This window comes from Dyella sp. LX-66 (genome assembly GCF_018599165.1).
Lineage (GTDB): Bacteria > Pseudomonadota > Gammaproteobacteria > Xanthomonadales > Rhodanobacteraceae > Dyella_D > Dyella_D marensis.
Genome location: NZ_JAHFVJ010000005.1, coordinates 391,860 through 412,461, shown reverse-complemented (window position 1 = coordinate 412,461; position 20,602 = coordinate 391,860). Strand labels below are relative to the sequence as shown.

The following is a 20,602-nucleotide window of genomic DNA, read 5'->3' as shown; positions in this document are numbered from 1 at the left end:
GGTATGTCCGAGATCGAGATCATCGCCGAGCAGCGCAGCTTCGACGGCGTGCAGGGTTTCTACCGCCACGCGTCGTCCGCCTGCGGCGGCCCGATGCGCTTCGCGGTGTACCAGCCGCCGCAGGCCGCATCGCGCGCCTGCCCGGTGCTGTACTTCCTGGCCGGCCTGACCTGCACCGAGGAAACCGCCACCATCAAGGCCGGCGCGCAGCGCGTGGCGGCGGAGCTGGGCCTGGTGCTGGTGATGCCGGATACCAGCCCGCGCGACACCGGCATCGAAGGCGCCACCGGCGATTGGGAATTCGGCGAAGGCGCGGGTTTCTACGTGGACGCCACGCAGGCGCCGTGGTCTTCGCGCTTCCGCATGCACAGCTACGTGGTGGACGAACTGCCCGCGCTGCTGGCGCGGCACTTTCCGGTGGAACTCGAACGCAGCGGCATCTGCGGCCATTCGATGGGCGGGCATGGCGCGCTGACCCTCGCGCTGAAGCATCCCGAACGCTATCGCTCGGTGTCGGCGTTCGCGCCGATCGTCGCGCCCACCCAGGTGCCGTGGGGACGCAAGGCGCTGCCGCGCTATCTCGGCGCAGACCCCGCCGCATGGGCGGCGTACGACGCCTGCGAGCTGGTGCGCGAGCGCAGCTTCGGCGGCGAGATCCTGATCGATCAGGGCGAGGCGGATAAATTCCTGGCCGAGCAATTGCGTCCGGAACTGTTCGACCAGGCCTGCGCCGAATCCGGCCAGGCGCTGCAGCTGCGCCGCCACGCCGGCTACGACCACAGTTATTGGTTCATCGCCAGCCTGATCGAGGACCACCTGCGCCACCACGCGCGGGCGCTGGAGGCATGACCATCCTGCTGACGCCGCGCACGCGCATCCGCCACGCCAACGAGGCGGATGCGGCCGCGCTGTGGCGTTTCCGCATGGAGAACCGCGAGCACCTGGCGCCGTGGGAACCGCTGCGCGAGGAGCGCTACTACACGCTGGGCCACGGCGCGCAGACCATCGCGGACTGGCGCGAAGCGATCCGGCTCGATCGCGGCTACGCCTTCCTGGTGCTCGGCCACGACGAGCGCGAAGTGATCGGTACGTTCAATCTCGCCAACCTGGTGCGCGGCGTGTTCCAGGCCTGCCATCTCGGCTACGCGGTGGCGCAGCGCTGGCAGGGGCAGGGCCTGATGCGCGAAGCGCTGGAAAGCGGGCTGGCCTGGGCGTTCGGTCCGCTGGGGCTGCATCGCGTGATGGCGAACTACATGCCGCGCAACGAACGCAGCGGACGCCTGCTGGAGCGGCTGGGTTTCGAGCGCGAGGGTTATGCGAAGCGCTATCTGTGCATCGGCGGCAAGTGGGAGGATCACGTACTCACGGCGCTGATCCATCCCAGAGGGTAGGTTGGGGTGAGCCGCAGGCGAACCCCAACAGCGCTAAACTTATGAGCGGGGTCGTTTTGGGGTTCGCCTGCGGCTCACCCCAACCTACGTCGGGCTTTCGCGAAGTTCAGGCCTTCGCGGCCGGCCGGCGGCGGCGACGGCGCTTGTGGTTGCCGTCGCTGGCGCGTTCGGCACTGCCCTGCTGGGCATGTCCGTGCGGACGATGCGACGGCGCCGGCCGCGACGGACGCTGCTGGCGCTGGCCCTGCGGCTGGCGCTGGCCCTGCACCGGACGCGGCGCGCCGGCATCCAGGCGCAGCGGCTGCGAGGGTTCGAAGCCGGCCACGTCGGTGATCGCGATCTCCTGCTTGAGCAGGCGGCGGATGTCGCGCAGCAGGCCCGATTCGTCGTGGCTCACCAGCGACACGGCCAGGCCGTCGGCGCCGGCGCGGCCGGTGCGGCCGATGCGGTGCACGTAGTCCTCGGCCACCATCGGCAGGTCGAAGTTGATCACGATCGGCAGCTGGTCGATGTCGATGCCGCGCGCGGCGATATCGGTGGCCACCAGCACGGTGACGCGGCCGGTCTTGAAGTCGCTGAGCGCGCGGGTGCGGGCGTTCTGGCTCTTGTTGCCGTGGATGGCGGCGGCGCGCAGGCCGGCGGTTTCCAGATAACGCACCAGCTTGTCGGCGCCGTGCTTGGTGCGGCTGAACACCAGGGTCTGGCGGCGGCTGTCCTGGGCCAGCACGTGCAGCAGCAGGTCGCGCTTGCGCGCCGCGTCCACCGGATGCACGTGGTGGCTCACCGTGGTGGCCACGGTATTGGGCGGCGTTACCGACACCTCGCGCGGCTCGTGCATGAACTGCATCGCCAGCGCCTTGATCGGCGGCGCGAAGGTGGCCGAGAACAGCAGGGTCTGGCGCTGCTTCGGCAGCGCCGCGAGGATGCGCTTGAGCGCCGGCAGGAAGCCCATGTCGAGCATGCGGTCGGCTTCGTCCAGGATCAGCGTGTCGATGCCGGACAGGTCGATGCTGCGCTGCTGCATGTGGTCGATCAGGCGGCCCGGCGTGGCGATCACCACGTCGACGCCGCGGCGCAGCGCCTGCATCTGCGGGCCCATGCTGACGCCGCCGAAGATGGTGGTGCTGCTCACGCGCAGGTGGCGGCCGTAGTCGCGCAGGTTGTCGTTGACCTGGGCTGCCAGCTCGCGGGTGGGGGTGAGCACCAGCGCATGCGGACGGCGCGTGGTGGCCGGGCGGGCCGACGACAGCTTGTGCAGCAGCGGCAGCGCGAACGCGGCGGTCTTGCCGGTGCCGGTCTGGGCGGCGGCGAGCAGGTCGTGGCCTTCCAGTACGACCGGAATGGCGCCGGCCTGGATGGGGGTGGGGTTGGCGTAGCCTTGTTCGGCAAGCGCACGCAGCAACGCGGGCGCGAGGCCCAGCGATTCGAAAGACATGATGGATGGCTCCAGGCGCAACCCGGAGCGTCTTGCGAACCGCGTTGCAGTGTTCAAAAGGGGAGGGCGGCGGTTGCCGCGCCGCCAAGTATAACCGAATTGTTACGCGGCTGCCTGACCGGGCCGGCGCGCCACCAGCAGGTAGCTGTTGAACGGGGTGTAGCCGAACAGGGGGCTCACCGAAACGGCCAGCCCGGCCGCTTCCAGCGGCCGGCGCAGCTCGTCGGTGGAGGGGTAGTGCTGGGCGCCGCCACGGATCAGTCCGCTGAGGCGCAGCCACAGCTCCTCGGCCCGGGTGGCGTGGAAACGCCAGCTGCCGTCGCGCAGCACGCTGCGGATCACCAGGGTGCCGCCGGGCGCGAGATGGGCGATGGCCGCGCGCAGCAGCGCGGCCTGCTCGCGGCGCGGCAGGTAATGCAGCATGTCCAGCAGCGCCACGTGGCCCTGCAGCGCCGGCAGCGCGGCTGCATCGGCGGTGCGCAGTTCGATCGCCTGTTCCAGGCCGGCGCGGCGCACCGCGGCGCGGCCTTCGGCGATCTTGCGCTCGTCGCGGTCCAGGCCCAGGTAGCGCGGCAGCATGCCGCGCGCATGCAGGTACAGGCCGAGCAGGCCGATGCCGCAGCCGATGTCGAGCAGGGGCAGGGCGCTGCCGCCGATGGCCTGGGCGGTGGCCGCATAGACCGGATCGGAAGCGAGCTTGCCGCGCACATAGCCGCGCTGGAAACGGCTGTCGTAGCAGGCGGCGATGTCTCGGTGCGAGAGGGAATCCATCGGTCCGCAAAAAATTCCGGGTCCCGCAGACTAGCCTCCGCCTTGCAGCGATTCCATTGGCATGGCGTGAATGTTCCGTACTGAGCGGAAGCGGCCTTGCACCGTGGAGCGCATTGGTGTCTTGTGGCGCCACTCGCCGCCATCGATGGAGCTTCCATGCGCCTGTTCGAGCCCTTGCGCGAACTCAATTCCACGCAGCGCCACACCGTGCTGGCGAGTTTCCTGGGCTGGACGCTGGATGCGTTCGACTACTTCCTGCTGACCTTCGTGATCGTCGCGGTGTCGAAGGAATTCCACGCCGACAAGGCGCAGGTGCTGTACGGCCTGTTCCTCACCCTGGCGGCGCGGCCGCTCGGCGCCTTCCTGTTCGGACGGCTGGCCGATCGCTACGGGCGGCGGCCGGTGCTGATGATCGACGTGGTGCTGTTCTCGCTGTTCGAACTGGCCACCGCGTTCGCGCCTACGCTCACCGTGTTCCTGGTGCTGCGCTTTCTGTTCGGCGTGGCGATGGGCGGTGAATGGGGCCTGGGCGCGTCGCTGGCGATGGAGAGCATTCCGGCGCGCACGCGCGGGCTGGTCTCGGGGCTGCTGCAGAGCGGGTATCCGTGCGGGTTCTTTCTCGGCGCGCTGGTGAACTGGCTGCTGGTGGATCACATCGGCTGGCGCGGACTGTTCATCGTCGGCGCCGCGCCGGCGCTGCTGGTGGTGTACATCCGCGCCAGCGTGCCGGAATCGCCGGTGTGGGAAGCGGGGCGCGAGGAGCGCGCCAAGCGCGGCCTGTTCGAGCAGATGCGCGGCCACTGGAAACTGGCCTTCTACCTGACCCTGCTGATGGCCGCGTTCAACATGTTCAGCCATGGCTCGCAGGACCTGTACCACACCTTCGAGGAAGAGGTCCTGCACCTGCCGACCGGCTCCGGCGCGGCCTTCCTGCTGGTGGCCATGCTCAATCTCGGCGCGATGTTCGGCGGCCTGTTCTTCGGCGGCCTGTCCGAACGCTACGGGCGGCGGCGCACCATGATGACCGCGGCATTGCTGGCGATTCCGGTGATTCCGCTCTGGATGTACGGCGGCTCGATGCTGTGGCTGTCGGTCGGCGCCTTCCTGATCCAGGTGATGGTGCAGGGCGCCTGGGGCGTGGTCCCCACCCATCTGAACGAGCTGTCGCCCGACGCCGTGCGCGGCACCCTGCCCGGGGTGGCCTACCAGCTGGGCAACCTGCTGGCGGCTTATACGGCCAATGCGCAGAACCTGATCTCGGAGTGGCGCGGCGGCGACCTGGCCTTCGCCATGGGCGCGTGGATCGCCGGGATCGCGCTAATTCTGGCTTTTCTGGTGTGGCTGGGGCCGGAGAAGCATGGTGTGGGGTTCGGAGAGCGCTAGCTAGTGAACCCTTCTCCCTCCGGGAGCACGCAGGGAGGGCACAGGGATGTGCCCGGCTTTGAGGAGCGAGGAAGGTGGCGGCAGCCGGATGAGGGTTCGGCCGGAGCGGTGCACACCACCCTTGCGCTCCGCCCGTACCCTCACCCCAACCCCTCTCTCCCACAGGGACTACCTTCGGGTCGCCGGAGGGAGAGGGGCTCAAGGCCTCTGCTAGAATGTCGTCTTTTCGCACATCACGAGACAGGCAATGAAGGCTGGCAAGGACAAGGTCATCTCGCTCCACTACACCTTGACGGTGGACGGCGAGAAGGTGGAAAGCTCGCTCGATCGCAACGAGCCGCTGTGGGTGCTGCTGGGCCATGGCCAGCTGATCCCCGGCCTGGAGAAGGCGCTCGAAGGCCACGAGGCCGGCGCCCAGCTGCAGGTGGAAGTGGCGCCGGAAGAAGGCTACGGCGTGCGCCAGGAAGGCCAGATCCAGCGCGTGCCCAAGAAGTACTTCCAGAACGGCCAGAAGCTGAAGGCCGGCGACACCACCGTGCTGGCGCTGAAGCAGGGCGGCCACCGCGTGGTGGTGGTGCACAAGGTGGGCATGAGCGCGGTCGACGTGGACCTCAACCATCCGATGGCCGGCAAGACCCTGCACTTCGACGTCACCGTCAACGAAGTGCGCGACGGCAGCGAGGAAGAAATCCAGCACGGCCACGCGCATCCGCCGGGCGCCGAGGCGCACTGAGCGCATCGTTCGCGATGGCATGAAAAACGGCGCCTGGGGCGCCGTTTTTTTTCGCCTGGCGGTGGAGCGATCAGGCCGCCAGGGTGATCTGCACGTCCACATTGCCGCGGGTGGCGTGCGAGTAGGGGCAGATGTCGCTGTGCGCGGTATCGATCAGCTTCTGCGCCACCTCGCGGTCGATGCCCGGCAGGCTCACTTCCAGCTTCACGGCGATGCCGAAGCCGGTCGGTTCGCGCGGGCCGATGCCGACCTGGGCGGTGACCGAAGCATCCTTCAGCGCCACCTTCTGCTCGCGCGCCACGTAGCGCACCGCACCTTCGAAGCAGGCCGCGTAGCCGGCGGCGAACAGCTGTTCCGGGTTGCTGCCGTGGCCGCCTGGGCCGCCGAGTTCCTTCGGCACCTTCAGGTCGAAATCGAGCACGCCGTCGCTGCTCTTGATATGGCCTTCGCGGCCGCCGTGGGCAGTGGCGGTGGCGGTGTAGAGGATCTTGCTGACAGTGCCGTTGCTCATGATCGTTTCCTCGGTGGGTGTGATGTGGTGCGGGGTGGGTGATGGGTAAGGTCAGACGTCGGTGGGGCTCAGCACCCGCGCGGCGAGCTCTCGCAGTTCGTCGCGCAGGCGGCGCATGTCGTCGGGACCGACGCAGAGCCGGGCCGCCAGACAGGCGGGGATCGATTCGGCCGAGGCGCGCAGCTCGCGGCCGGCCGGGGTAAGGCGAATTTCCACTTCGCGCTCGTCGCTGGTGCGGCGTTCGCGCGACACCAGGCCGGCCTGCTGCAGGCGCTTGAGCAGCGGGGTGAGCGTGCCGGAGTCCAGCTGCAGGCGGCGGCCCAGTTCGCGTACCGCCAGGCCGTCCTGCTCCCACAGCACCAGCATGGTCAGGTACTGCGGGTAGGTGAGGTCCAGCGACTCCAGCAGCGGCCGGTACGCCGCGGTCACGGCGCGCGAGGCGGCGTAGAGCGCGAAGCAGAGCTGCTGGTCGAGCAGCAGGGCGTCCGGGCTGGTGGTGGGCTTGGCGGTCTTCATGGCAGCGAACCTTAGGTGCAAAATTCAATTGTGTACAATTCAATTTTTCAATCGCTGCGATAGGCGGCACCCCTGCGGGCGCGCCGAAGCGAAGGGAGAAACCAGGGGAGGCTAGTCCAGCAGCCGTTTGCCGAAGGCGAAATGGTCCTTCCAGTACGGACCGTCGATATCGTCCAGCCGCACCGTGCCGCCGCTGTTGGGCGCATGCACGAAGCGCCCCTTGCCGACGTAGACGCCGACGTGGCTGATGCCGCTGCCGCTGCCGAAGAACACCAGGTCGCCGCTCATCAGGTCGGTCATGGTGCCGACCCGGCGGCCGTTCATGGCCGACATCTCGCGCGAGGTACGCGGCAACTGCAGGCCGGCCGCCTGGCGATAGATGTAGTCGACCAGGCCGCTGCAGTCGAAGCCGCCGTCCGGCGTATTGCCGCCCCAGCGGTACGGCGTGCCGACCAGGGCGATGGCGCGGAACAGCACGTCGTTGGCCGTGCCCGCGGCGCCGTCCGGCGCGCGCGCCGGCAGGTTGGCCAGCGAGGAGCGCGATTCCTTATACGTGGGCTGCGGCCGGCGCGGGGCGCTGGAGCAAGCTGCCAGCGCCAGCAGCACCACGGCCAGCGCCGCATGCCGCAGCGCGAGCGGCGGGCGGGTGGTCGGGGCGGCGGTGGCCTGGCGCATCGGAATTCCCTGGCGAGCGACGGCGCGAGGCTAGCAAATCAATAAGTTGGATGGAAGTCTTGAGGATTGATCTGAAGCTCGATGGCGCTTGAGATCGCCGTTCACTTGGCCGGGGTTCTGGCCACGGTGACGGCCCGCTCCTCCAGCACCTTGCCGTCCGCATCGCGCACGCGCACGCGGTAGTCGCCGGGGAACAGGTAGAGCGCGCTCTGCGCGTCGGAGTCGAGGAAGGCGAAGCGGTCCGCGGCCACGGCCGTGTCGGATTCTTTGGCGTAGAACGCTTCCACCAGGCAGGGGAATTTCTCCTTGCACAAGCCGCCATCGACGGCCAGCGGCAGGCGCTGCCCGCCCAGCCCCAGCCAGTCGGGCCGCTTCTCGTCTTCGCCCGGGGGCTTGGCGGGAATCAGCGCGCCGTCCAGCGTGTACCAGCCAGGGACGGCCTTGGCGTCCTTCGGGGCGTTGCCGTCGGGGGGCAGGATCACCGACACGTCGTGCAGCGCCGGATCCGAAGTCCATGCCGCAGGGCCGGATGCGCCCGCCTCGGGCTTGCGCTCCAGCACCACCGGCACGGTGGGATGGAAGTTCGCCACCAGCTGGTCGTAAGCCGCGTGCGGCACGCGCGGATTGGCTTCGCGGAACTGCGTCTGGTCGATCGACAGCGGCTCGATGCCACTTAAGCGAGCCAGCTCGGCGGCCATCGGCGCCGCCCAGCCCAGCCGGCCCTTGGCCTTGTCGATATGCGCGTAGCCGGCATGCACGAACAGGCGCGCCTGCGGATGATCGGCGAGCACGCGCTTGTAGAGGTTCTTGGCCTGGCCGGTTTCGCGCCCCGCGGTCGAGGAGTTGTCTGATTCGTACGGCACCACCACGAAGCCCAGCTGCAGCGCGCGGCGCACCAGCTCGCCGTACAGCGGCTCGTGCAGGTATTCGCTGCCGCTGTTGGTCAGCGGATAGCCGCGCTTGGCCAGTTCGGTGTCCTCGTCGCCCAGCGCTTCCACCGCGAAGTGGGTGAAGCCAGCGGCCTTCAGCCGCGGCAGCAGGGCCAGGGTGAGTTCGCGCGTGTGCGGGTCGTGGTGCGCCTCGTTGATCAGCACCAGCCGGCGCCCCGCCGCGAGGCGCGTGATCGCCGTGGCGGCATCCACCGCCTGCCAGTCGGAGGGCGCGGGCAGCGGGTCGCTGTAGACCTTGCGGCTGTCGATCGGGAAATCGCGCAGCGCCTGGCTGTACAGGCCCAGCTCGCTTTCGGTGGTGGCCAGCAGCTGCTTGGCCACCAGGCGCTGGTTCAGCGGCAGCTTGTGCATGGCCACCAGCAGATAGCGATAGCGCGCCAGATCGTCGGTGAGCGGCTTGAGGTCGCGCAGCAAGGCGAGCGTGGAAGGGTCGATGTCGCTGGCGCGCGGCGCGCCGCCGTACAGCAGTCCGAATGCACAGCAGATGGCCGCGGCAATGCGCGAAACCCGATGACTCGATGGCATGAATCCGTTCCCCCCCTGGATGCGTGAAAACTAGTTGCACCGAAACGAAAAATGCAAAAGCACTGCAACAAACCGTGTCAGGGAGCGACCTCCAGCCTGCGCTCCGCCAGCGTGCGGCCTTGCGCATCCATGGCGCGCAGCACGTATTTGCCGGGATACAGATAAAGCGAGCTCATCCCGTCCGCGGCGAGGAAGGCGAAGCGGTCGGCGGGGATCGCCTCGTCGTTCTCGTCCGCATAGCGCGCTTCCACCGCGCAGGGGATATGTCCTGCGCACAGATCGCTAGTGATGAGCCGCGAACTGCGCTTGCCGTCCAGGGTGAGCCAGCGTGGCCGGCGCTGGTGGCCGGGCGGCGGCAGGATCACGTCGACGTCGTGGCGCGTGCGGTCGGCGCTCCAGGCGCTGCCGTCGTCGCGGCGCACCAGCACCACCGCGCGTTCCGGCTTGTACAGCGCGAGCAGCTGGCGATACGGATCGTTGTCCAGCTTCACACCGATGTCGCGCCAGCGCGTCTGGTCGATGCTGAGCGGATCGAAGCCGGTGAGCTGCTTCAGCTGCATCGCCATCGGCTGCACGCCGGCGCCGAGATTGCCGGGCGCCTTGTCGATATGCGCATAGCCGGCGTGGATGAACAGCCTGGCCTTGGGGTCGGCCTCGAACACCTTGCGATAGAGCTGGCGCGCCTGGCCGCTCTCGCGTTCGCCCGCGGTGTTGGCGTCCGACTCGTAGGACACCACCACGAAGCCCAGCTTCAGCGCCTGCCGCACGATCTCGCCGTACAGCGGTTCGTGCAGGTACTGGCTGCCGCTGGCGGGAATCGGGTAGCCGCGTTTGGCGAGTTCCGGATCGCCGTCGTGCAGCGCCTCGGCCGCGAAATGGGTGAAGCCCGCGGCGCGCAGGCGCGGCAGCAGGGCCAGGGTGAGCGCGCGGGTGTGGCCGTCGTGGTGGGCCTCGTTGATCATCACGATGCGGCGGTCCGCGGCGAGCCTGGCGATGACCTCGGCGGCATCGTCCGCGCGCCATTGCTCCGGCTGCGGAAGCTCGCCTTCGTAGCTGACGCGGTTGTCGAACGGGAAGTCGCGGATCGCTTCGTCGTACAGCCCCAGCTCGTCCTCGACCGCGGCCAGCAGCTGCAGCGGCACGATGCGGTCGTCGTGTTCCAGCCGCGGGATGGCGTCGACCAGGTGCTGGTAGCGCTGCAGGTCGGACTTCAGCGGCTGCAGCTCGGCGTACAGGTCGCGCGCCTGCGCCGGATTGCCGGCGGCCGCGGCGAAGCCGGCACTGCATAAGCCCAATCCCATGGCGAGGCCCAGCCGCAGGTACCGGCGCGCCACGCCCAGCTGCATGTCCATGCCTACCCCCGGATACGAGGCCGGCGGGGGAGCAGCCTCGCGCCGCTACAATAGCCCGTATGGATGCTTCGCGCAGTGATGTTCTGATCCTCGGCGGCGGCGTGATCGGCCTCGCCAGTGCCTATTACCTGTTGCGGGCCGGCGCCTCGGTCCGCGTGCTGGAGCAGGGGACGCCCGGCTGCGGCAGTTCGCACGGCAACTGCGGCACCATCACGCCCAGCCACGCGGCGCCGCTGGCGATGCCGGGCATGGTCGGGGTGGCGCTGCGCTCGATGTTCCGCGCCGACGCGCCGCTTTATCTCAATCCCCGGCCCGACCCGGAGCGGCTGCGCTGGCTGCTGGGTTTCGCGCGGCGCTGCAACTGGCGCGATTTCGAACGCGCCACGCGGGCCCGCTCGGCGATCCTGCAGCGCTCGCGCGGACTGCTCGAAGCGCTGGTGCGCGACGAGGCGCTGGACTGCGAATTCGTGCCCGGCGGCGAGCTCTATGTCTACCGCGGCCGCGCGCAGATGGAGGCCGACGAGCGCCATCACGCCCAGGTGCTGGACCGCCTCGGCATCGAGGTGGAACGCCTGCGCGGCGACGCGGTGGAAGCCCTGGAGCCGGCCCTGCTGCCCGGCGTGGCGGGCGGCCTGTTCCACCCGGGCGACGCGCAACTGCGGCCCAACCGCTATGCGGCGGAACTGGCGCGCCGAGTGCGCGAGCTCGGCGGCGTGATCGAGAGCGGCGCGCGCATCGACCAGTTCGGCCTGCAGGGCGGCCGCATCTCGCATGTGCGCACCACGCGCGGCGTGTTCCATGGCGAGCAGGTGGTGATGGCGCTGGGCGCCTGGTCGCCGCTGCTGGGCAAGCTGCTGGACCTGCGCCTGCCGATGCAGCCGGGCAAGGGCTATTCGATCACTTACACCCGTCCGGAACTCGCACCGCGCCATGCGCTGGTGCTGCGCGAGGCGGCGGTATGCGTCACCACCTGGGGCAGCGGCTATCGCCTGGGCAGCACGATGGAGTTCTCCGGCTATGCCGAAGGCCTGAACCGCACGCGCCTGGATGCCTTGCGCCGCGGCGCGGCCGCCGCGCTGCGCGAGCCGGAAGGCCCGGAGGTGGTGGAAGAGTGGTGGGGCTGGCGGCCGATGAGCATGGACGAGGTGCCGCTGATCGGCCCGAGCACGCGCTGGTCGAACCTGCTGCTGGCCACCGCGCACGGCATGCTCGGCGTGAGCATGTCGGCGGCCACCGGCGAACTGGTCGCCGCGCTGGCCGGGCGCGGCGCGCCGGCGATCGACCCGGCGCCTTATGCACCGGCACGCTTCCGCCTGTGAGACCTTGACGTGGACTTACAGCAGCGGCCGTTAGCTTGCCCCGTTTCGTACCGTAGCCCGATCGCGAGGAACCTCGACGCATGGCCGACACCTACGACCTGATCGTGCTCGGCGCCGGCTCCGGCGGACTGGCCATGGCCTTCCGCTCGGCGCGGCACGGCGCGCGCGTGGCGCTGCTGGATCCCGGCGCGCTGGGCGGCACCTGCGTCAATGTCGGCTGCGTGCCGAAGAAATCGCTGTGGTTCGCTGCCCAGCTCGCGCATGCGATGCAACTGGCAGGTCCCTACGGTTTCGAAGGCGGGCCGGGCAAGTTCGACTGGGAACATTTCCGGCAGCGGCGGTTGGCTTATATCGACGGCATCAAGCTGCGCTACGAAGAGCGCCTCGCCGCCGCCGGCGTGCACTGGCTGCGCGAAGCCGGGCGTTTCGTGGCGCCGGACACCATCGCCACCGACAGCGGCGCCGAGCTGCGCGCGCCGCAGATCGTGATCGCCACCGGCGCGCGGCCGCAGCGCCTGCCGCTGCCGGGTTTCGAGCTGGGCCTGGTGTCCGACGACATGTTCGCGCTGCGCGAACTGCCGCGGCGCGTGGCCGTCGTCGGCGGCGGCTATATCGCGGTGGAATTCGCCGGCCTGCTGCGCGCGCTCGGCAGCGAGGTGACCTTGCACGTGCGCGATCGCATGCTGCGCACGTTCGACGACGAGGTGGTCGCTTCGCTGGAAGAACACATGCGCACCCAGGGCATCACCTTCGCCGACGGCGCGCGCATCGCCGGTGCGCGCCGCGACGGCGATGCGATCGTGCTGGACGACGCCAGCTGCGGCGAGCGCGGTCCTTACGACGCCGTGCTGTGGGCGCTGGGCCGCGTGCCGAATACCGAACGGCTGGATCTCGACGCCGCCGGTGTGCACTGCGACGAACTCGGCCAGGTGCTCACCGACCCCTGGCAGAACACCAACGTGCCCGGTATCGCCGCGCTCGGCGACGTCACCGGCCGCCTCGCGCTCACGCCGGTGGCGGTGGCCGCGGCGCGGCGCCTGGCCGACCGCTGGTTCGGCGGCATGAACGAGGCGAAGCTCGATTACGACGACGTGCCCAGCGTGGTGTTCTCCGAGCCGCCGCTGGGCGCGGTGGGCCTGACCGAGGCGCAGGCGCGCGCGAAGTTCGGCGACAGCGTGCGCGTCTACCGCAGCCGTTTCACGCCGATGCAGTGGTCGCTGGCCGGCCTGCACGGCCAGACCCTGATGAAACTGGTCTGCGTCGGCGCGGACGAGCGCGTCGCCGGCGTGCACGTGCTGGGGCCGGGCGCGGACGAAATGCTGCAGGGCTTCGCGGTGGCGGTGAAGATGGGCGCGTGCAAGCGCGACCTCGATGCCACGGTGGCAATCCATCCCAGCTCCGGCGAAGAGCTGGTGCTGATGTCGTAGGTTGGGGTGAGCGCAGCGAACCCCAACGTGGCATTCCCCATGCGCGGTCTGTTGGAGTTCGCTGCGCTCACTCCAACCTACGGCCGCGCCGCCGGTACACTGCGCCGATGGATACCTACACCCTGCATCAAGGCAGCGCTCCGCTGCTGATCAGCCTGCCGCACGACGGCAGCTTCATTCCCGCATCCATCGCGGCGCGCCTGCATCCGGAGGCGCGCCGCGCGCCGGACACCGACTGGCACGTCGGCCGCCTGTACCAGCCGCTGGCCGAGCTGCTCGGCGCGAGCGTGATCCGTCCGCACGCGTCGCGCTATGTGGTCGATCTCAACCGTCCGGCCGACGGGCACGCGCTGTATCCGGGGCAGCGCGAGACGGGCCTGGTCTCCACCATCGGCTTCGATGGCGAGCCGCTGTATCTGGACGGACAGGAGCCCGATGCGGCGGAAGTTCAACAGCGGGTAAACGATTATTGGCGCCCGTATCACCAGGCGCTCGCGCAGGAAATTGCGCGGCTGCTGGCGGCGCACGGCCGCGTGGTGGTGTGGGAAGGCCATTCGATCCGCAGCCGCGTGCCGATGCTGTTCGAAGGCCGGCTGCCCGACCTCAATCTCGGCACCGCCGACGGCGCCAGCTGCACGCCCGCGCTGCAGGCACAGCTGGCGGCCTGCCTGAAGGCGCAGGCCGACTACGCCTGCGTGGTCAACGGCCGCTTCAAGGGCGGCTACATCACGCGGCACTACGCGCGGCCGGAACAGGGCGTGCAGACCGTGCAGCTGGAACTGGCCCAGCTCAATTACATGGACGAGGAAAGCTTCGCCTACGACGAAGCGAAGGCCGCGCGGCTGCAGCCGCTGATCCTCTCGCTGCTGCGCCTGTGCGTGGCGTGAGCGCAAGGAATTTCGACCGTTAACGCGCCAGCGGAAAGTCAAGCAGCGCGCGGCATTTGCATGCGCCGCGCGCGCTGATTTTCCGGTTCCAGCGCGGCGCGGAACGTGCCAAGGTAAACCCGCCGCGCCACCCGCGACGCCGGGTTCCGGCCGGGCCCGCGGCGACTTAAGGATTTCGAGGTTTTCCCCATGCGCAAACTGGCCATCGTTTCTCTGCTGATCGCGGGTATGGCTCTTACCGGATCGGCGTTCGCCCAGGATGGCGCGGCCGCGCCGCAGACGGGCACGACCAAGTCGGCGACGCATCACGCCAAGCATTCCAAGAGCAAGGGCCACAAGGCCGCGAAGGGCTCCAAGAGCTCCAAGAAGAGCGCCATGCCGGCCACCACCACCACGCCCTGAGCGCAGGCCGGTGGATCGAAGCCCCGGGGCTCAGGCCGCCGGGGCTTTTCTTTGCGCGCTTGAAGCCCCTCTCCCACCGGGAGAGGGGTTGGGGTGAGGGTACGGGCGGAGTAGCAAGAGTGATGTGCGCCGCTCCGGCCGAACCCTCATCCGGCTGCCGCCACCTTCTCCCGGAGGGAGAAGGACCCACATTCAACTATTTCGAGGACAACGCCGCGATGCACTTCAGCTCGATCGCGATCGGCGTCGGCAGATCGGTGATGCCCAGCGTGGTGCGGCAGGCGTCGACGCCGGCGAAGTATTCCGCGTAGAGGCGGTTGTAGACCGGAAAGTCGCGCGCCATGTCGGTGAGGAAGACGGTGACGTCGACCAGGTCTTCCCAGCGCGCGCCGCTGGCTTCCAGCACATGGCGCACGTTGGCGAACACCTGCCGGCACTGCGCCTCGATGTCGTAGCTGAGCAGGCGTCCGTCGGCATCGGTGACATTGCCCGGAATGCCGTTGCTGCCCGGCATGCGCGGACCCACGCCGGAAAGAAACAGCAGGTTGCCTACGCGCCGCGCATGCGGATACGCGCCCACCGGGGCGGGCGCGCTGTCGGTGCGGACGACGCCGTCGTTCATCGCGGCAGGGCCGGGCCGGTGGTCAGGCGCCGCAGCGCGTCCTGGTAGGCCGGATACAGCTGCTCGCGCGAATTGACGTGTAGACCGAGGTCGTTGATATGGCCGTCGAACAGGCTGTAGCACCAGGCGTGCACGGACAGCTTCTGCCCGCGCTCCCATGCGTCCATCACCATGGTGGTGTGGCAGACGTTGACCACCTGCTCGATCGCGTTGAGTTCGCACAGGCGCGTATTGCGCAGCTGCATCAGATCCAGCGAGGCGAGCATGCCGGTGTGCTTCTGCGCGACGTCGGCTACGTGGCGCAGCCAGTTGTCGACCAGGCCCAGGCGGCGATCGTCCAGCACCGCCTGCACGCCGCCGCAGCCATAGTGGCCGACCACCAGGATGTGTTCGACCTTCAGCACGTCCACCGCGAACTGGATGGCGCTCAAGCAGTTCAGATCGGTGTGCGAAACCACGTTGGCGACATTGCGCTGCACGAAGATGTCGCCCGGCGGCAGGTCGACGATCTGCGTGGCCGGCACGCGCGAATCGGAGCAGCCGATCCACAGATACTTCGGCGCCTGCTGCTGGGCGAGGCGTTCGAAGAAGTGCGGGTCCTCGCCGCGCACGGCGGCGGACCAGCGGCGGTTGCTGTCGAGCAGGTCTTGCAGGGGGCTGTTCAAGGCGAGGCCTCTTCAGTAGCGGATGCAGATGTTCTTGGGTTCGGTGAAGAAGCGCAGCGCCTCGACGCCGCCTTCGCGGCCGACTCCGGATTGCCGGGTGCCGCCGAATGGCGTGCGCAGGTCGCGCAGCAGCCAGCAGTTGATCCAGACGATGCCGACATCCAGCCGCGCACCGAAGCGATGCGCGCGTGAGAGGTCGGCGGTCCACAGCGAGGCGGCCAGGCCGTAGCCGGTGCCGTTGGCAATCGCCAGCGCCTCGGCTTCGTCGTCGAACGGGATCAGGCTCACCACGGGGCCGAAGATCTCGTGCTGGTTGGTGACCGCTTCCGGCGCCAGGCCTTCGACCACCGTCGGCGCCACGTACCAGCCGCCGGACAGCGGGCCGGGCAGGGCGATGGCTTCGCCGCCGCACAGCAGCTGGCCGCCTTCCTTGCGGGCCTGCTCGATGCAGCCCATGACTTTTTCGAAATGCTCGCGCGAGACCAGTGCGCCGAGATCGCTGGACGCTTCGCGCGGATCGCCGACGCGCAGCGCGCGCACCTTGGCCAGATAGCGTGCGCGGAAATCGTCGTAGATCGAGCGCTGCACCAGCAGGCGCGAACCGCACAGGCAGATCTCGCCCTGGTTGGCGAAACCGGAGCGCACGATGGTGTCGAGGTTGGCGTCGCTCAAGTCCGCATCGGCGAACACGATCGCCGGATTCTTACCGCCCAGTTCCAGCGACAGCTTCTTGAAGCGCGGCGCGGCCGCGGCGGCGATCTGCGCGCCGGTGCGCGTGCTGCCGGTGAAGGAAATCGCCTTCACCTGCGCATGCTCGACCAGCGCCTGTCCCACGCTGGGGCCGCGGCCCTGCACGATATTCAGCACGCCCGGCGGAAAGCCGGCCTCGATGCTCAGCTCGCCGAGCAGGGCGGCGGTGCAGGGCGTGATCTCCGACGGCTTGGCCACCACCGCATTGCCGGCGGCCAGCGCGGGCGCGATCTTCCAGGTGAACAGGTACAGCGGCAGGTTCCACGGACTGATGCAGCCCACCACGCCGAGCGGCTGGCGCAGCGTGTAGTTGATCGCGCCCAGCTCCATCGCATGCGACTCGCTGCTCCACGGCACGATCGCCGCGGCGAAGTAGCGCAGGTTGCTCACCGCGCGCGGGATGTCGAGGCTGCGCGCCAGGCTCAGCGGCTTGCCGCTGTCGCGCGATTCCAGTGCGGCGAATTCGTCCAGGCGCGCTTCGATCAGATCCGCCAGGCGCTGCAGCAGGCGGGCGCGCTGTTCGCTCGGCGTGGCGGCCCAGGCGGGTGCCGCGGCGTATGCGGCGGCGACGGCGGCGTCGACGTCGTCGGCCGTGGAGTCGGGGCAATGCGCGAAAACCTCGCCGCTGGCCGGCTCGAACACATCGAGCCAACGATCCTGGCGCGGCGCCTGCAGGCGACCGTCGATCAGGTTGGCGAGGCGCAGGCTGGGCATCCGCTGAAGCTTAATCCCTGAGGCAGTTGAATGCACCGGACGCGGCGGTATGGCCTCAGGCCAGCGCGCGCGTGCGGCCGCCGTCGACCGCGATGCTCACGCCGTTGACGTAAGCCGCCGCGGGCGTGCACAGGAAGGCGATGACCGAGGCGATTTCCTCCGGCTCGCCGAAGCGCCGCGCCGGCACCGTGGCCAGCATGCCGCGCTCCAGTTCCTCGCGGCTGCGGCCGCTGCTGGCGACTTGAGTGTCCAGCAGGCCGTCCAGGCGCGCGGTGCGGGTATAGCCCGGCAGCACGTTGTTGACGGTGATGCCGTCGGCGGCCAGTTCGCCGGCCAGGGTCTTGGCCCAGGCGGCGACGGCGGCGCGGATGGTGTTGGACACGCCCAGGCCCGGGATCGGTTCTTTCACCGAGGTGGAAATCACATTGACGATGCGGCCGTAGCCGCTGTCGCGCATGCCCGGCAGCACCGACTGCACCAGCGCCTGGCCGGCCAGCAGATGCTGGCGGAACGCGGCTTCGAACGCCGCGCCTTCGGCGGTGTATGCCGTACCACCCGGGGGGCCGCCGGTGTTGTTGATCAGGATCTGCACGGGTTCTGCCGCGACCGTGTCGGTGGCGGCGGTAAGCAGCTTCGCGGTATCGAGCATGTCGGCCGCCTGCCAGCGGTGCTGTTGCGCGGCATGCGTGCGCGGCAGTTCGGCGGCCAACGCCTTGAGCGCTTCGGCGGAACGCGCCAGCAGGGTGACGTTGGCGCCGAGGGCGGCCAGTTCGACGGCGGCGGCGCGGCCGATGCCTTGCGAGGCGCCGCATACCAGGGCGTGACGCCCGCTCAGATCCAGCTGCATGACGACGCTCTCCTGTGGCCTGCCTGTTGCCTGCTTGCTACCGGCCCAGTTACCGGCGGTGATCGGGTGGCGATCGGTGAATCAGCGCGCCATCCACTGCAGGGCCAGCGCGGCGAACCAGCATAGCCATGCGCCCCACAAAGCGTAGCGCCACACCCGTCGCCAGCGGGTGACGGTGGCATCTTCCAGCGCGGGCAGGATCGGCGAACGCAGCGCGAGCTGCAGCCGTATCCAGATGCCGAACAGGCCGGCGCGGCCGGTTTCCGTTTCGGCGATGATCTTCCACTGCGAAGGATGGTGATCGCGCAGCCGTTTGGCGATGCGCAGCTGCGCGAAGAAATGCAGCAGGAAGAACACCACGCCGGCGAGCAGGAGCGAGAGATAGAGCGTGAGCATGCGGGCGATTCCGGGTGTATGCGTAAGCGTCGGCGCGGACGATCAGCGCGGCTTGGTGGTGTCGTCGGGCTTGGCCGGTGTGTCGGCCGCCGGCGTATTGACCGCGCCGGGCTTGGCGGCCGCATCCGCACCGGGCCACAGCGGTACCGGCAGCGCGGTGCGCAGCGTGTTGAGCACGCCGTCGCCCTTCGCCGCCTTGCCGCAGATGGCGCTGTCCACCGCGTCGGCGAAGGTGCTGTTCATCAGGCCGACCCACACCGAGCCATCCGGCCCGTGCGGAATGGTGAAGCTGCCCGCGGTGGCCATCTTCACCGGCGCCTCGGCGGAGAACGCCGCCGGCGACTGTTCCCAATACGTGTTGCCGGCCTGCTGCTTGGCCGAGCTGTACAGCACCAGGTAGTGCGCCTGCTTGCTGGTGACCTTGACGCTGCCGAATGCGCCGGTGGTCTCGCTGGTCCAGCCCATGTGCTCGCACAGCGTGACGTCTTCGCTGCTGATCGGCTGGAAGGCTTCGTCCAGCAGGGTGACGGTGGGGCCGAACAGATAGCTGGCGCGCAGCCAGCGGCCGTTCAATTCGGACTTGATCGCGATGCGGTACGGCAGCTTGCTGTCGGGCGGCAGGCGGAAGCTGATGAAATAGCTGCGCTCGCCGTTGATGCTGGCGACCAGGCTGCCCGGGCCCAGCTCGAAGCGCTTGGGTTCCCACGGCAGCAGGTTCTGGAACGAGAAGTCGGCATAGCTGCTGCAGCAGGGCGTGGCCTGCTGCAGCGTGGCCTTGGCCTGTTCAAGCGCGGTGCTGCTGTCTTCCGGCGGCCGGAAGTTCGGCGGCACCAGCTTCCTGACCTGGTGGCAGGCGCCGAGGGCCAACAGGCCCAGGGCAAGCAACGGAGCGAGAAGCAGTCGGCTGGAGCGCATCTTCGATATCAGAACTCGGCGGTGCCCGCGGCACGCGGGTAGGGGATGGCGTCGCGGATGTTGGCAAGACCGCAAACGTAAACCAGCAGGCGCTCGAAGCCCAGCCCGAAGCCCGCATGCGGCACGCTGCCGTAGCGGCGCAGGTCACGGTACCAGCCGTAGGTGGCAGCATCGAGACCGAACTTGGCCATGCGGCGGTCGAGGTAGTCCAGGCGCTCCTCGCGCTGGCTGCCGCCGATGATCTCGCCGATGCCGGGGGCCAGCACGTCCATCGCGGCGACGGTTTTCTCGTCGTCGTTGAGGCGCATGTAGAAGGCCTTGATCTGCTCCGGGTAGTTCATCACCACCACCGGGCGGCCGACGTGCTTCTCGGCGAGGTAGCGCTCGTGCTCGGTCTGCAGGTCGATGCCCCAGGCCACCGGGAATTCGAACTTCTGGCCGCAGTTCTTCAGGATCTCCACCGCGTCGGTGTAGTCGATGCGCTCGAACGGCTGGGCGATGAAGTTCTCCAGGCGCGTGACCGCTTCCGGCAGCACGCGCTCGGCGAAGAACGCCATGTCGTCCGCGCGCTCGTCCAGCACGGCTTTGAAGATGGCCTTGAGGAAGGTTTCGGCGCAGTCGGCGTCGGCGGCGAGGTCGGCGAAGGCGATCTCCGGCTCGACCATCCAGAACTCGGCCAGGTGGCGCGGCGTGTTGGAGTTCTCGGCGCGGAAGGTGGGGCCGAAGGTGTAGACCTTGCTCATCGCCAGCGCGTACGCCTCGACGTTGAGCTGGCCGGACACGGTGAGGAAGGCCTCGCGCCCGAAGAAATCCTTGCGGAAGTCGATCTTGCCGTCCGGCGTGCGCGGCAGGTTGGCCAGGTCCAGGGTGGACAGGCGGAACATGTCGCCGGCGCCTTCGGCATCGGAGGTGGTGATGATCGGCGTGTTGATCCAGAAGAAGCCCTGCTCGGTGAGGTGGCGGTGGATCGCCGTCATCATCGTGTGGCGCACGCGGGTGACCGCGCCGAACAGGTTGGTGCGCGGACGCAGGTGGGCGACCTCGCGCAGGAACTCCATGGAGTGCTGCTTGGGCTGGATCGGGTAGGTTTCCGGGTCGTCGACGAAGCCGGTGACCTCGACCCGGTCCGCCTGCAGCTCGAAGCTCTGGCCCTGGCCCTGCGAGGGCACCAGGATGCCGCTGACGATCAGGCCGGCGCCGGCGGTGAGGTGCTTCACCTCGGTTTCGTAGTTGGCCAGGGTGGCCGGCACCACGGCCTGGATCGGGGCGAAGCAGGAGCCGTCCGTGATATTGACGAAGGACAGGCCGGCCTTGGAATCGCGCCGGGTACGCACCCAGCCCCGGACCGTCACCTTGCTGCCGGCCTCGAGCTTGCCGGAGAGGGCCTGTTTGACACTGACCACCGTCATGGATTGA

Annotated in this window: 22 protein-coding genes; 8 read left to right on the top strand and 14 right to left on the bottom strand. The window is 69.0% G+C overall.

Translation table 11 applies throughout. The features are described from left to right. Positions 1–3: 3 nt before the first annotated feature. Together fghA and rimJ are read left to right on the top strand one after the other, a co-directional pair. Positions 4–849 (top strand): S-formylglutathione hydrolase, encoded by an 846-nt coding sequence (fghA, locus tag KK141_RS12685; RefSeq protein ID WP_250901721.1) that lies wholly within the window; start codon positions 4–6, stop codon positions 847–849. Further along, entirely contained in the window at positions 846–1,391 is a 546-nt protein-coding gene (rimJ, locus tag KK141_RS12680) for a ribosomal protein S5-alanine N-acetyltransferase (protein WP_214572473.1), read from the top strand. The genes fghA and rimJ overlap by 4 nt, the downstream gene beginning before the upstream one ends. A 106-nt stretch (positions 1,392–1,497) precedes the next feature. Here the strand turns inward: rimJ and KK141_RS12675 are convergent, their stop codons facing one another. Together KK141_RS12675 and KK141_RS12670 are read right to left on the bottom strand one after the other, a co-directional pair. Continuing rightward, positions 1,498–2,826 carry a DEAD/DEAH box helicase gene (locus KK141_RS12675; RefSeq protein ID WP_214572472.1) on the bottom strand — a complete coding sequence of 443 codons (1,329 nt, stop codon included), beginning with the start codon at positions 2,824–2,826 and terminating at the stop codon, positions 1,498–1,500. Positions 2,827–2,928: 102 nt separating this feature from the next. Further along, entirely contained in the window at positions 2,929–3,597 is a 669-nt protein-coding gene (locus tag KK141_RS12670; protein ID WP_214572471.1) for a class I SAM-dependent methyltransferase, read from the bottom strand. Between the two features lie 156 nt (positions 3,598–3,753). Between KK141_RS12670 and KK141_RS12665 the strand changes: the two genes are divergently transcribed. Both KK141_RS12665 and KK141_RS12660 read left to right on the top strand, forming a co-directional pair. Beyond that, a complete protein-coding gene (locus KK141_RS12665; RefSeq protein ID WP_214572470.1) occupies positions 3,754–4,980 on the top strand; it encodes an MFS transporter in 1,227 nt (408 codons plus the stop codon). 247 nt (positions 4,981–5,227) lie between these two features. Continuing rightward, on the top strand, positions 5,228–5,713 hold the full coding sequence (locus KK141_RS12660; RefSeq protein ID WP_214572469.1) for a peptidylprolyl isomerase: 486 nt from the start codon (positions 5,228–5,230) through the stop codon (positions 5,711–5,713). A gap of 70 nt (positions 5,714–5,783) precedes the next feature. On the opposite strand, the gene KK141_RS12655 is transcribed toward KK141_RS12660, so the two are convergent. The 5 genes from KK141_RS12655 to KK141_RS12635 all read right to left on the bottom strand — a co-directional run bounded on the left by KK141_RS12655 (position 5,784) and on the right by KK141_RS12635 (position 10,242). Continuing rightward, the gene (locus KK141_RS12655) at positions 5,784–6,224 is read right to left on the bottom strand and encodes an organic hydroperoxide resistance protein (RefSeq protein ID WP_167258014.1); all 441 of its coding nucleotides are present in this window, start codon (positions 6,222–6,224) and stop codon (positions 5,784–5,786) included. Positions 6,225–6,275: 51 nt separating this feature from the next. After that, the gene (locus KK141_RS12650) at positions 6,276–6,740 is read right to left on the bottom strand and encodes a MarR family transcriptional regulator (RefSeq protein WP_214572468.1); all 465 of its coding nucleotides are present in this window, start codon (positions 6,738–6,740) and stop codon (positions 6,276–6,278) included. 111 nt (positions 6,741–6,851) lie between these two features. After that, positions 6,852–7,415: a C40 family peptidase gene (locus KK141_RS12645; RefSeq protein WP_214572467.1), complete on the bottom strand. Its 564-nt coding sequence runs from the start codon at positions 7,413–7,415 to the stop codon at positions 6,852–6,854. 101 nt (positions 7,416–7,516) lie between these two features. Next, positions 7,517–8,890 (bottom strand): hypothetical protein, encoded by a 1,374-nt coding sequence (locus tag KK141_RS12640; protein ID WP_250901720.1) that lies wholly within the window; start codon positions 8,888–8,890, stop codon positions 7,517–7,519. Between the two features lie 77 nt (positions 8,891–8,967). After that, positions 8,968–10,242 carry a hypothetical protein gene (locus tag KK141_RS12635; protein ID WP_250901719.1) on the bottom strand — a complete coding sequence of 425 codons (1,275 nt, stop codon included), beginning with the start codon at positions 10,240–10,242 and terminating at the stop codon, positions 8,968–8,970. Positions 10,243–10,301: 59 nt separating this feature from the next. On the opposite strand from KK141_RS12635, the gene KK141_RS12630 reads away from it, so the two are divergent. The 4 genes from KK141_RS12630 to KK141_RS12615 all read left to right on the top strand — a co-directional run bounded on the left by KK141_RS12630 (position 10,302) and on the right by KK141_RS12615 (position 14,277). Further along, complete coding sequence (locus KK141_RS12630) at positions 10,302–11,561, top strand: FAD-dependent oxidoreductase (protein ID WP_214572466.1); 1,260 nt, start codon at positions 10,302–10,304, stop codon at positions 11,559–11,561. An 80-nt stretch (positions 11,562–11,641) separates the two neighbouring features. Continuing rightward, entirely contained in the window at positions 11,642–12,988 is a 1,347-nt protein-coding gene (gene gorA / locus KK141_RS12625) for a glutathione-disulfide reductase (protein WP_214572465.1), read from the top strand. Between the two features lie 107 nt (positions 12,989–13,095). Continuing rightward, positions 13,096–13,875 (top strand): N-formylglutamate deformylase, encoded by a 780-nt coding sequence (hutG, locus tag KK141_RS12620; RefSeq protein ID WP_214572464.1) that lies wholly within the window; start codon positions 13,096–13,098, stop codon positions 13,873–13,875. Between the two features lie 189 nt (positions 13,876–14,064). Continuing rightward, on the top strand, positions 14,065–14,277 hold the full coding sequence (locus KK141_RS12615; protein WP_167258026.1) for a hypothetical protein: 213 nt from the start codon (positions 14,065–14,067) through the stop codon (positions 14,275–14,277). 196 nt (positions 14,278–14,473) lie between these two features. On the opposite strand, the gene KK141_RS12610 is transcribed toward KK141_RS12615, so the two are convergent. From KK141_RS12610 to asnS, 7 genes are all read right to left on the bottom strand, one after another. Next, positions 14,474–14,899, bottom strand: coding sequence for a Rid family hydrolase (locus KK141_RS12610; RefSeq protein WP_214572463.1), 426 nt, complete (start codon positions 14,897–14,899; stop codon positions 14,474–14,476). Next, a complete protein-coding gene (gene can, locus KK141_RS12605; RefSeq protein ID WP_214572462.1) occupies positions 14,896–15,564 on the bottom strand; it encodes a carbonate dehydratase in 669 nt (222 codons plus the stop codon). Before can ends, KK141_RS12610 begins: the two co-directional genes overlap by 4 nt. Before the next feature lie 12 nt (positions 15,565–15,576). Then, entirely contained in the window at positions 15,577–17,028 is a 1,452-nt protein-coding gene (locus KK141_RS12600) for an aldehyde dehydrogenase (RefSeq protein ID WP_214572461.1), read from the bottom strand. Positions 17,029–17,083: 55 nt separating this feature from the next. Then, the gene (locus tag KK141_RS12595; protein ID WP_214572460.1) at positions 17,084–17,875 is read right to left on the bottom strand and encodes an SDR family oxidoreductase; all 792 of its coding nucleotides are present in this window, start codon (positions 17,873–17,875) and stop codon (positions 17,084–17,086) included. Positions 17,876–17,956: 81 nt separating this feature from the next. After that, positions 17,957–18,271: a hypothetical protein gene (locus tag KK141_RS12590; RefSeq protein ID WP_214572459.1), complete on the bottom strand. Its 315-nt coding sequence runs from the start codon at positions 18,269–18,271 to the stop codon at positions 17,957–17,959. Between the two features lie 42 nt (positions 18,272–18,313). Next, entirely contained in the window at positions 18,314–19,186 is an 873-nt protein-coding gene (locus KK141_RS12585; protein WP_214572458.1) for a MalM family protein, read from the bottom strand. A gap of 8 nt (positions 19,187–19,194) precedes the next feature. Further along, complete coding sequence (gene asnS / locus KK141_RS12580; RefSeq protein ID WP_214572457.1) at positions 19,195–20,595, bottom strand: asparagine--tRNA ligase; 1,401 nt, start codon at positions 20,593–20,595, stop codon at positions 19,195–19,197. Positions 20,596–20,602 lie beyond the last annotated feature (7 nt).

Excerpts from the sequence above, each read along its gene's own strand:
- fghA (WP_250901721.1), top strand. The coding sequence starts at position 4 with ATGTCCGAGATCGAGATCATCGCCGAGCAGCGCAGCTTCGACGGCGTG.
- rimJ (WP_214572473.1), top strand. The coding sequence starts at position 846 with ATGACCATCCTGCTGACGCCGCGCACGCGCATCCGCCACGCCAACGAG.
- KK141_RS12675 (WP_214572472.1), bottom strand. The coding sequence starts at position 2,826 with ATGTCTTTCGAATCGCTGGGCCTCGCGCCCGCGTTGCTGCGTGCGCTT.
- KK141_RS12670 (WP_214572471.1), bottom strand. The coding sequence starts at position 3,597 with ATGGATTCCCTCTCGCACCGAGACATCGCCGCCTGCTACGACAGCCGT.
- KK141_RS12665 (WP_214572470.1), top strand. The coding sequence starts at position 3,754 with ATGCGCCTGTTCGAGCCCTTGCGCGAACTCAATTCCACGCAGCGCCAC.
- KK141_RS12660 (WP_214572469.1), top strand. The coding sequence starts at position 5,228 with ATGAAGGCTGGCAAGGACAAGGTCATCTCGCTCCACTACACCTTGACG.
- KK141_RS12655 (WP_167258014.1), bottom strand. The coding sequence starts at position 6,224 with ATGAGCAACGGCACTGTCAGCAAGATCCTCTACACCGCCACCGCCACT.
- KK141_RS12650 (WP_214572468.1), bottom strand. The coding sequence starts at position 6,740 with ATGAAGACCGCCAAGCCCACCACCAGCCCGGACGCCCTGCTGCTCGAC.
- KK141_RS12645 (WP_214572467.1), bottom strand. The coding sequence starts at position 7,415 with ATGCGCCAGGCCACCGCCGCCCCGACCACCCGCCCGCCGCTCGCGCTG.
- KK141_RS12640 (WP_250901720.1), bottom strand. The coding sequence starts at position 8,890 with ATGCCATCGAGTCATCGGGTTTCGCGCATTGCCGCGGCCATCTGCTGT.
- KK141_RS12635 (WP_250901719.1), bottom strand. The coding sequence starts at position 10,242 with ATGGACATGCAGCTGGGCGTGGCGCGCCGGTACCTGCGGCTGGGCCTC.
- KK141_RS12630 (WP_214572466.1), top strand. The coding sequence starts at position 10,302 with ATGGATGCTTCGCGCAGTGATGTTCTGATCCTCGGCGGCGGCGTGATC.
- gorA (WP_214572465.1), top strand. The coding sequence starts at position 11,642 with ATGGCCGACACCTACGACCTGATCGTGCTCGGCGCCGGCTCCGGCGGA.
- hutG (WP_214572464.1), top strand. The coding sequence starts at position 13,096 with ATGGATACCTACACCCTGCATCAAGGCAGCGCTCCGCTGCTGATCAGC.
- KK141_RS12615 (WP_167258026.1), top strand. The coding sequence starts at position 14,065 with ATGCGCAAACTGGCCATCGTTTCTCTGCTGATCGCGGGTATGGCTCTT.
- KK141_RS12610 (WP_214572463.1), bottom strand. The coding sequence starts at position 14,899 with ATGAACGACGGCGTCGTCCGCACCGACAGCGCGCCCGCCCCGGTGGGC.
- KK141_RS12600 (WP_214572461.1), bottom strand. The coding sequence starts at position 17,028 with ATGCCCAGCCTGCGCCTCGCCAACCTGATCGACGGTCGCCTGCAGGCG.
- KK141_RS12595 (WP_214572460.1), bottom strand. The coding sequence starts at position 17,875 with ATGCAGCTGGATCTGAGCGGGCGTCACGCCCTGGTATGCGGCGCCTCG.
- KK141_RS12590 (WP_214572459.1), bottom strand. The coding sequence starts at position 18,271 with ATGCTCACGCTCTATCTCTCGCTCCTGCTCGCCGGCGTGGTGTTCTTC.
- KK141_RS12585 (WP_214572458.1), bottom strand. The coding sequence starts at position 19,186 with ATGCGCTCCAGCCGACTGCTTCTCGCTCCGTTGCTTGCCCTGGGCCTG.
- asnS (WP_214572457.1), bottom strand. The coding sequence starts at position 20,595 with ATGACGGTGGTCAGTGTCAAACAGGCCCTCTCCGGCAAGCTCGAGGCC.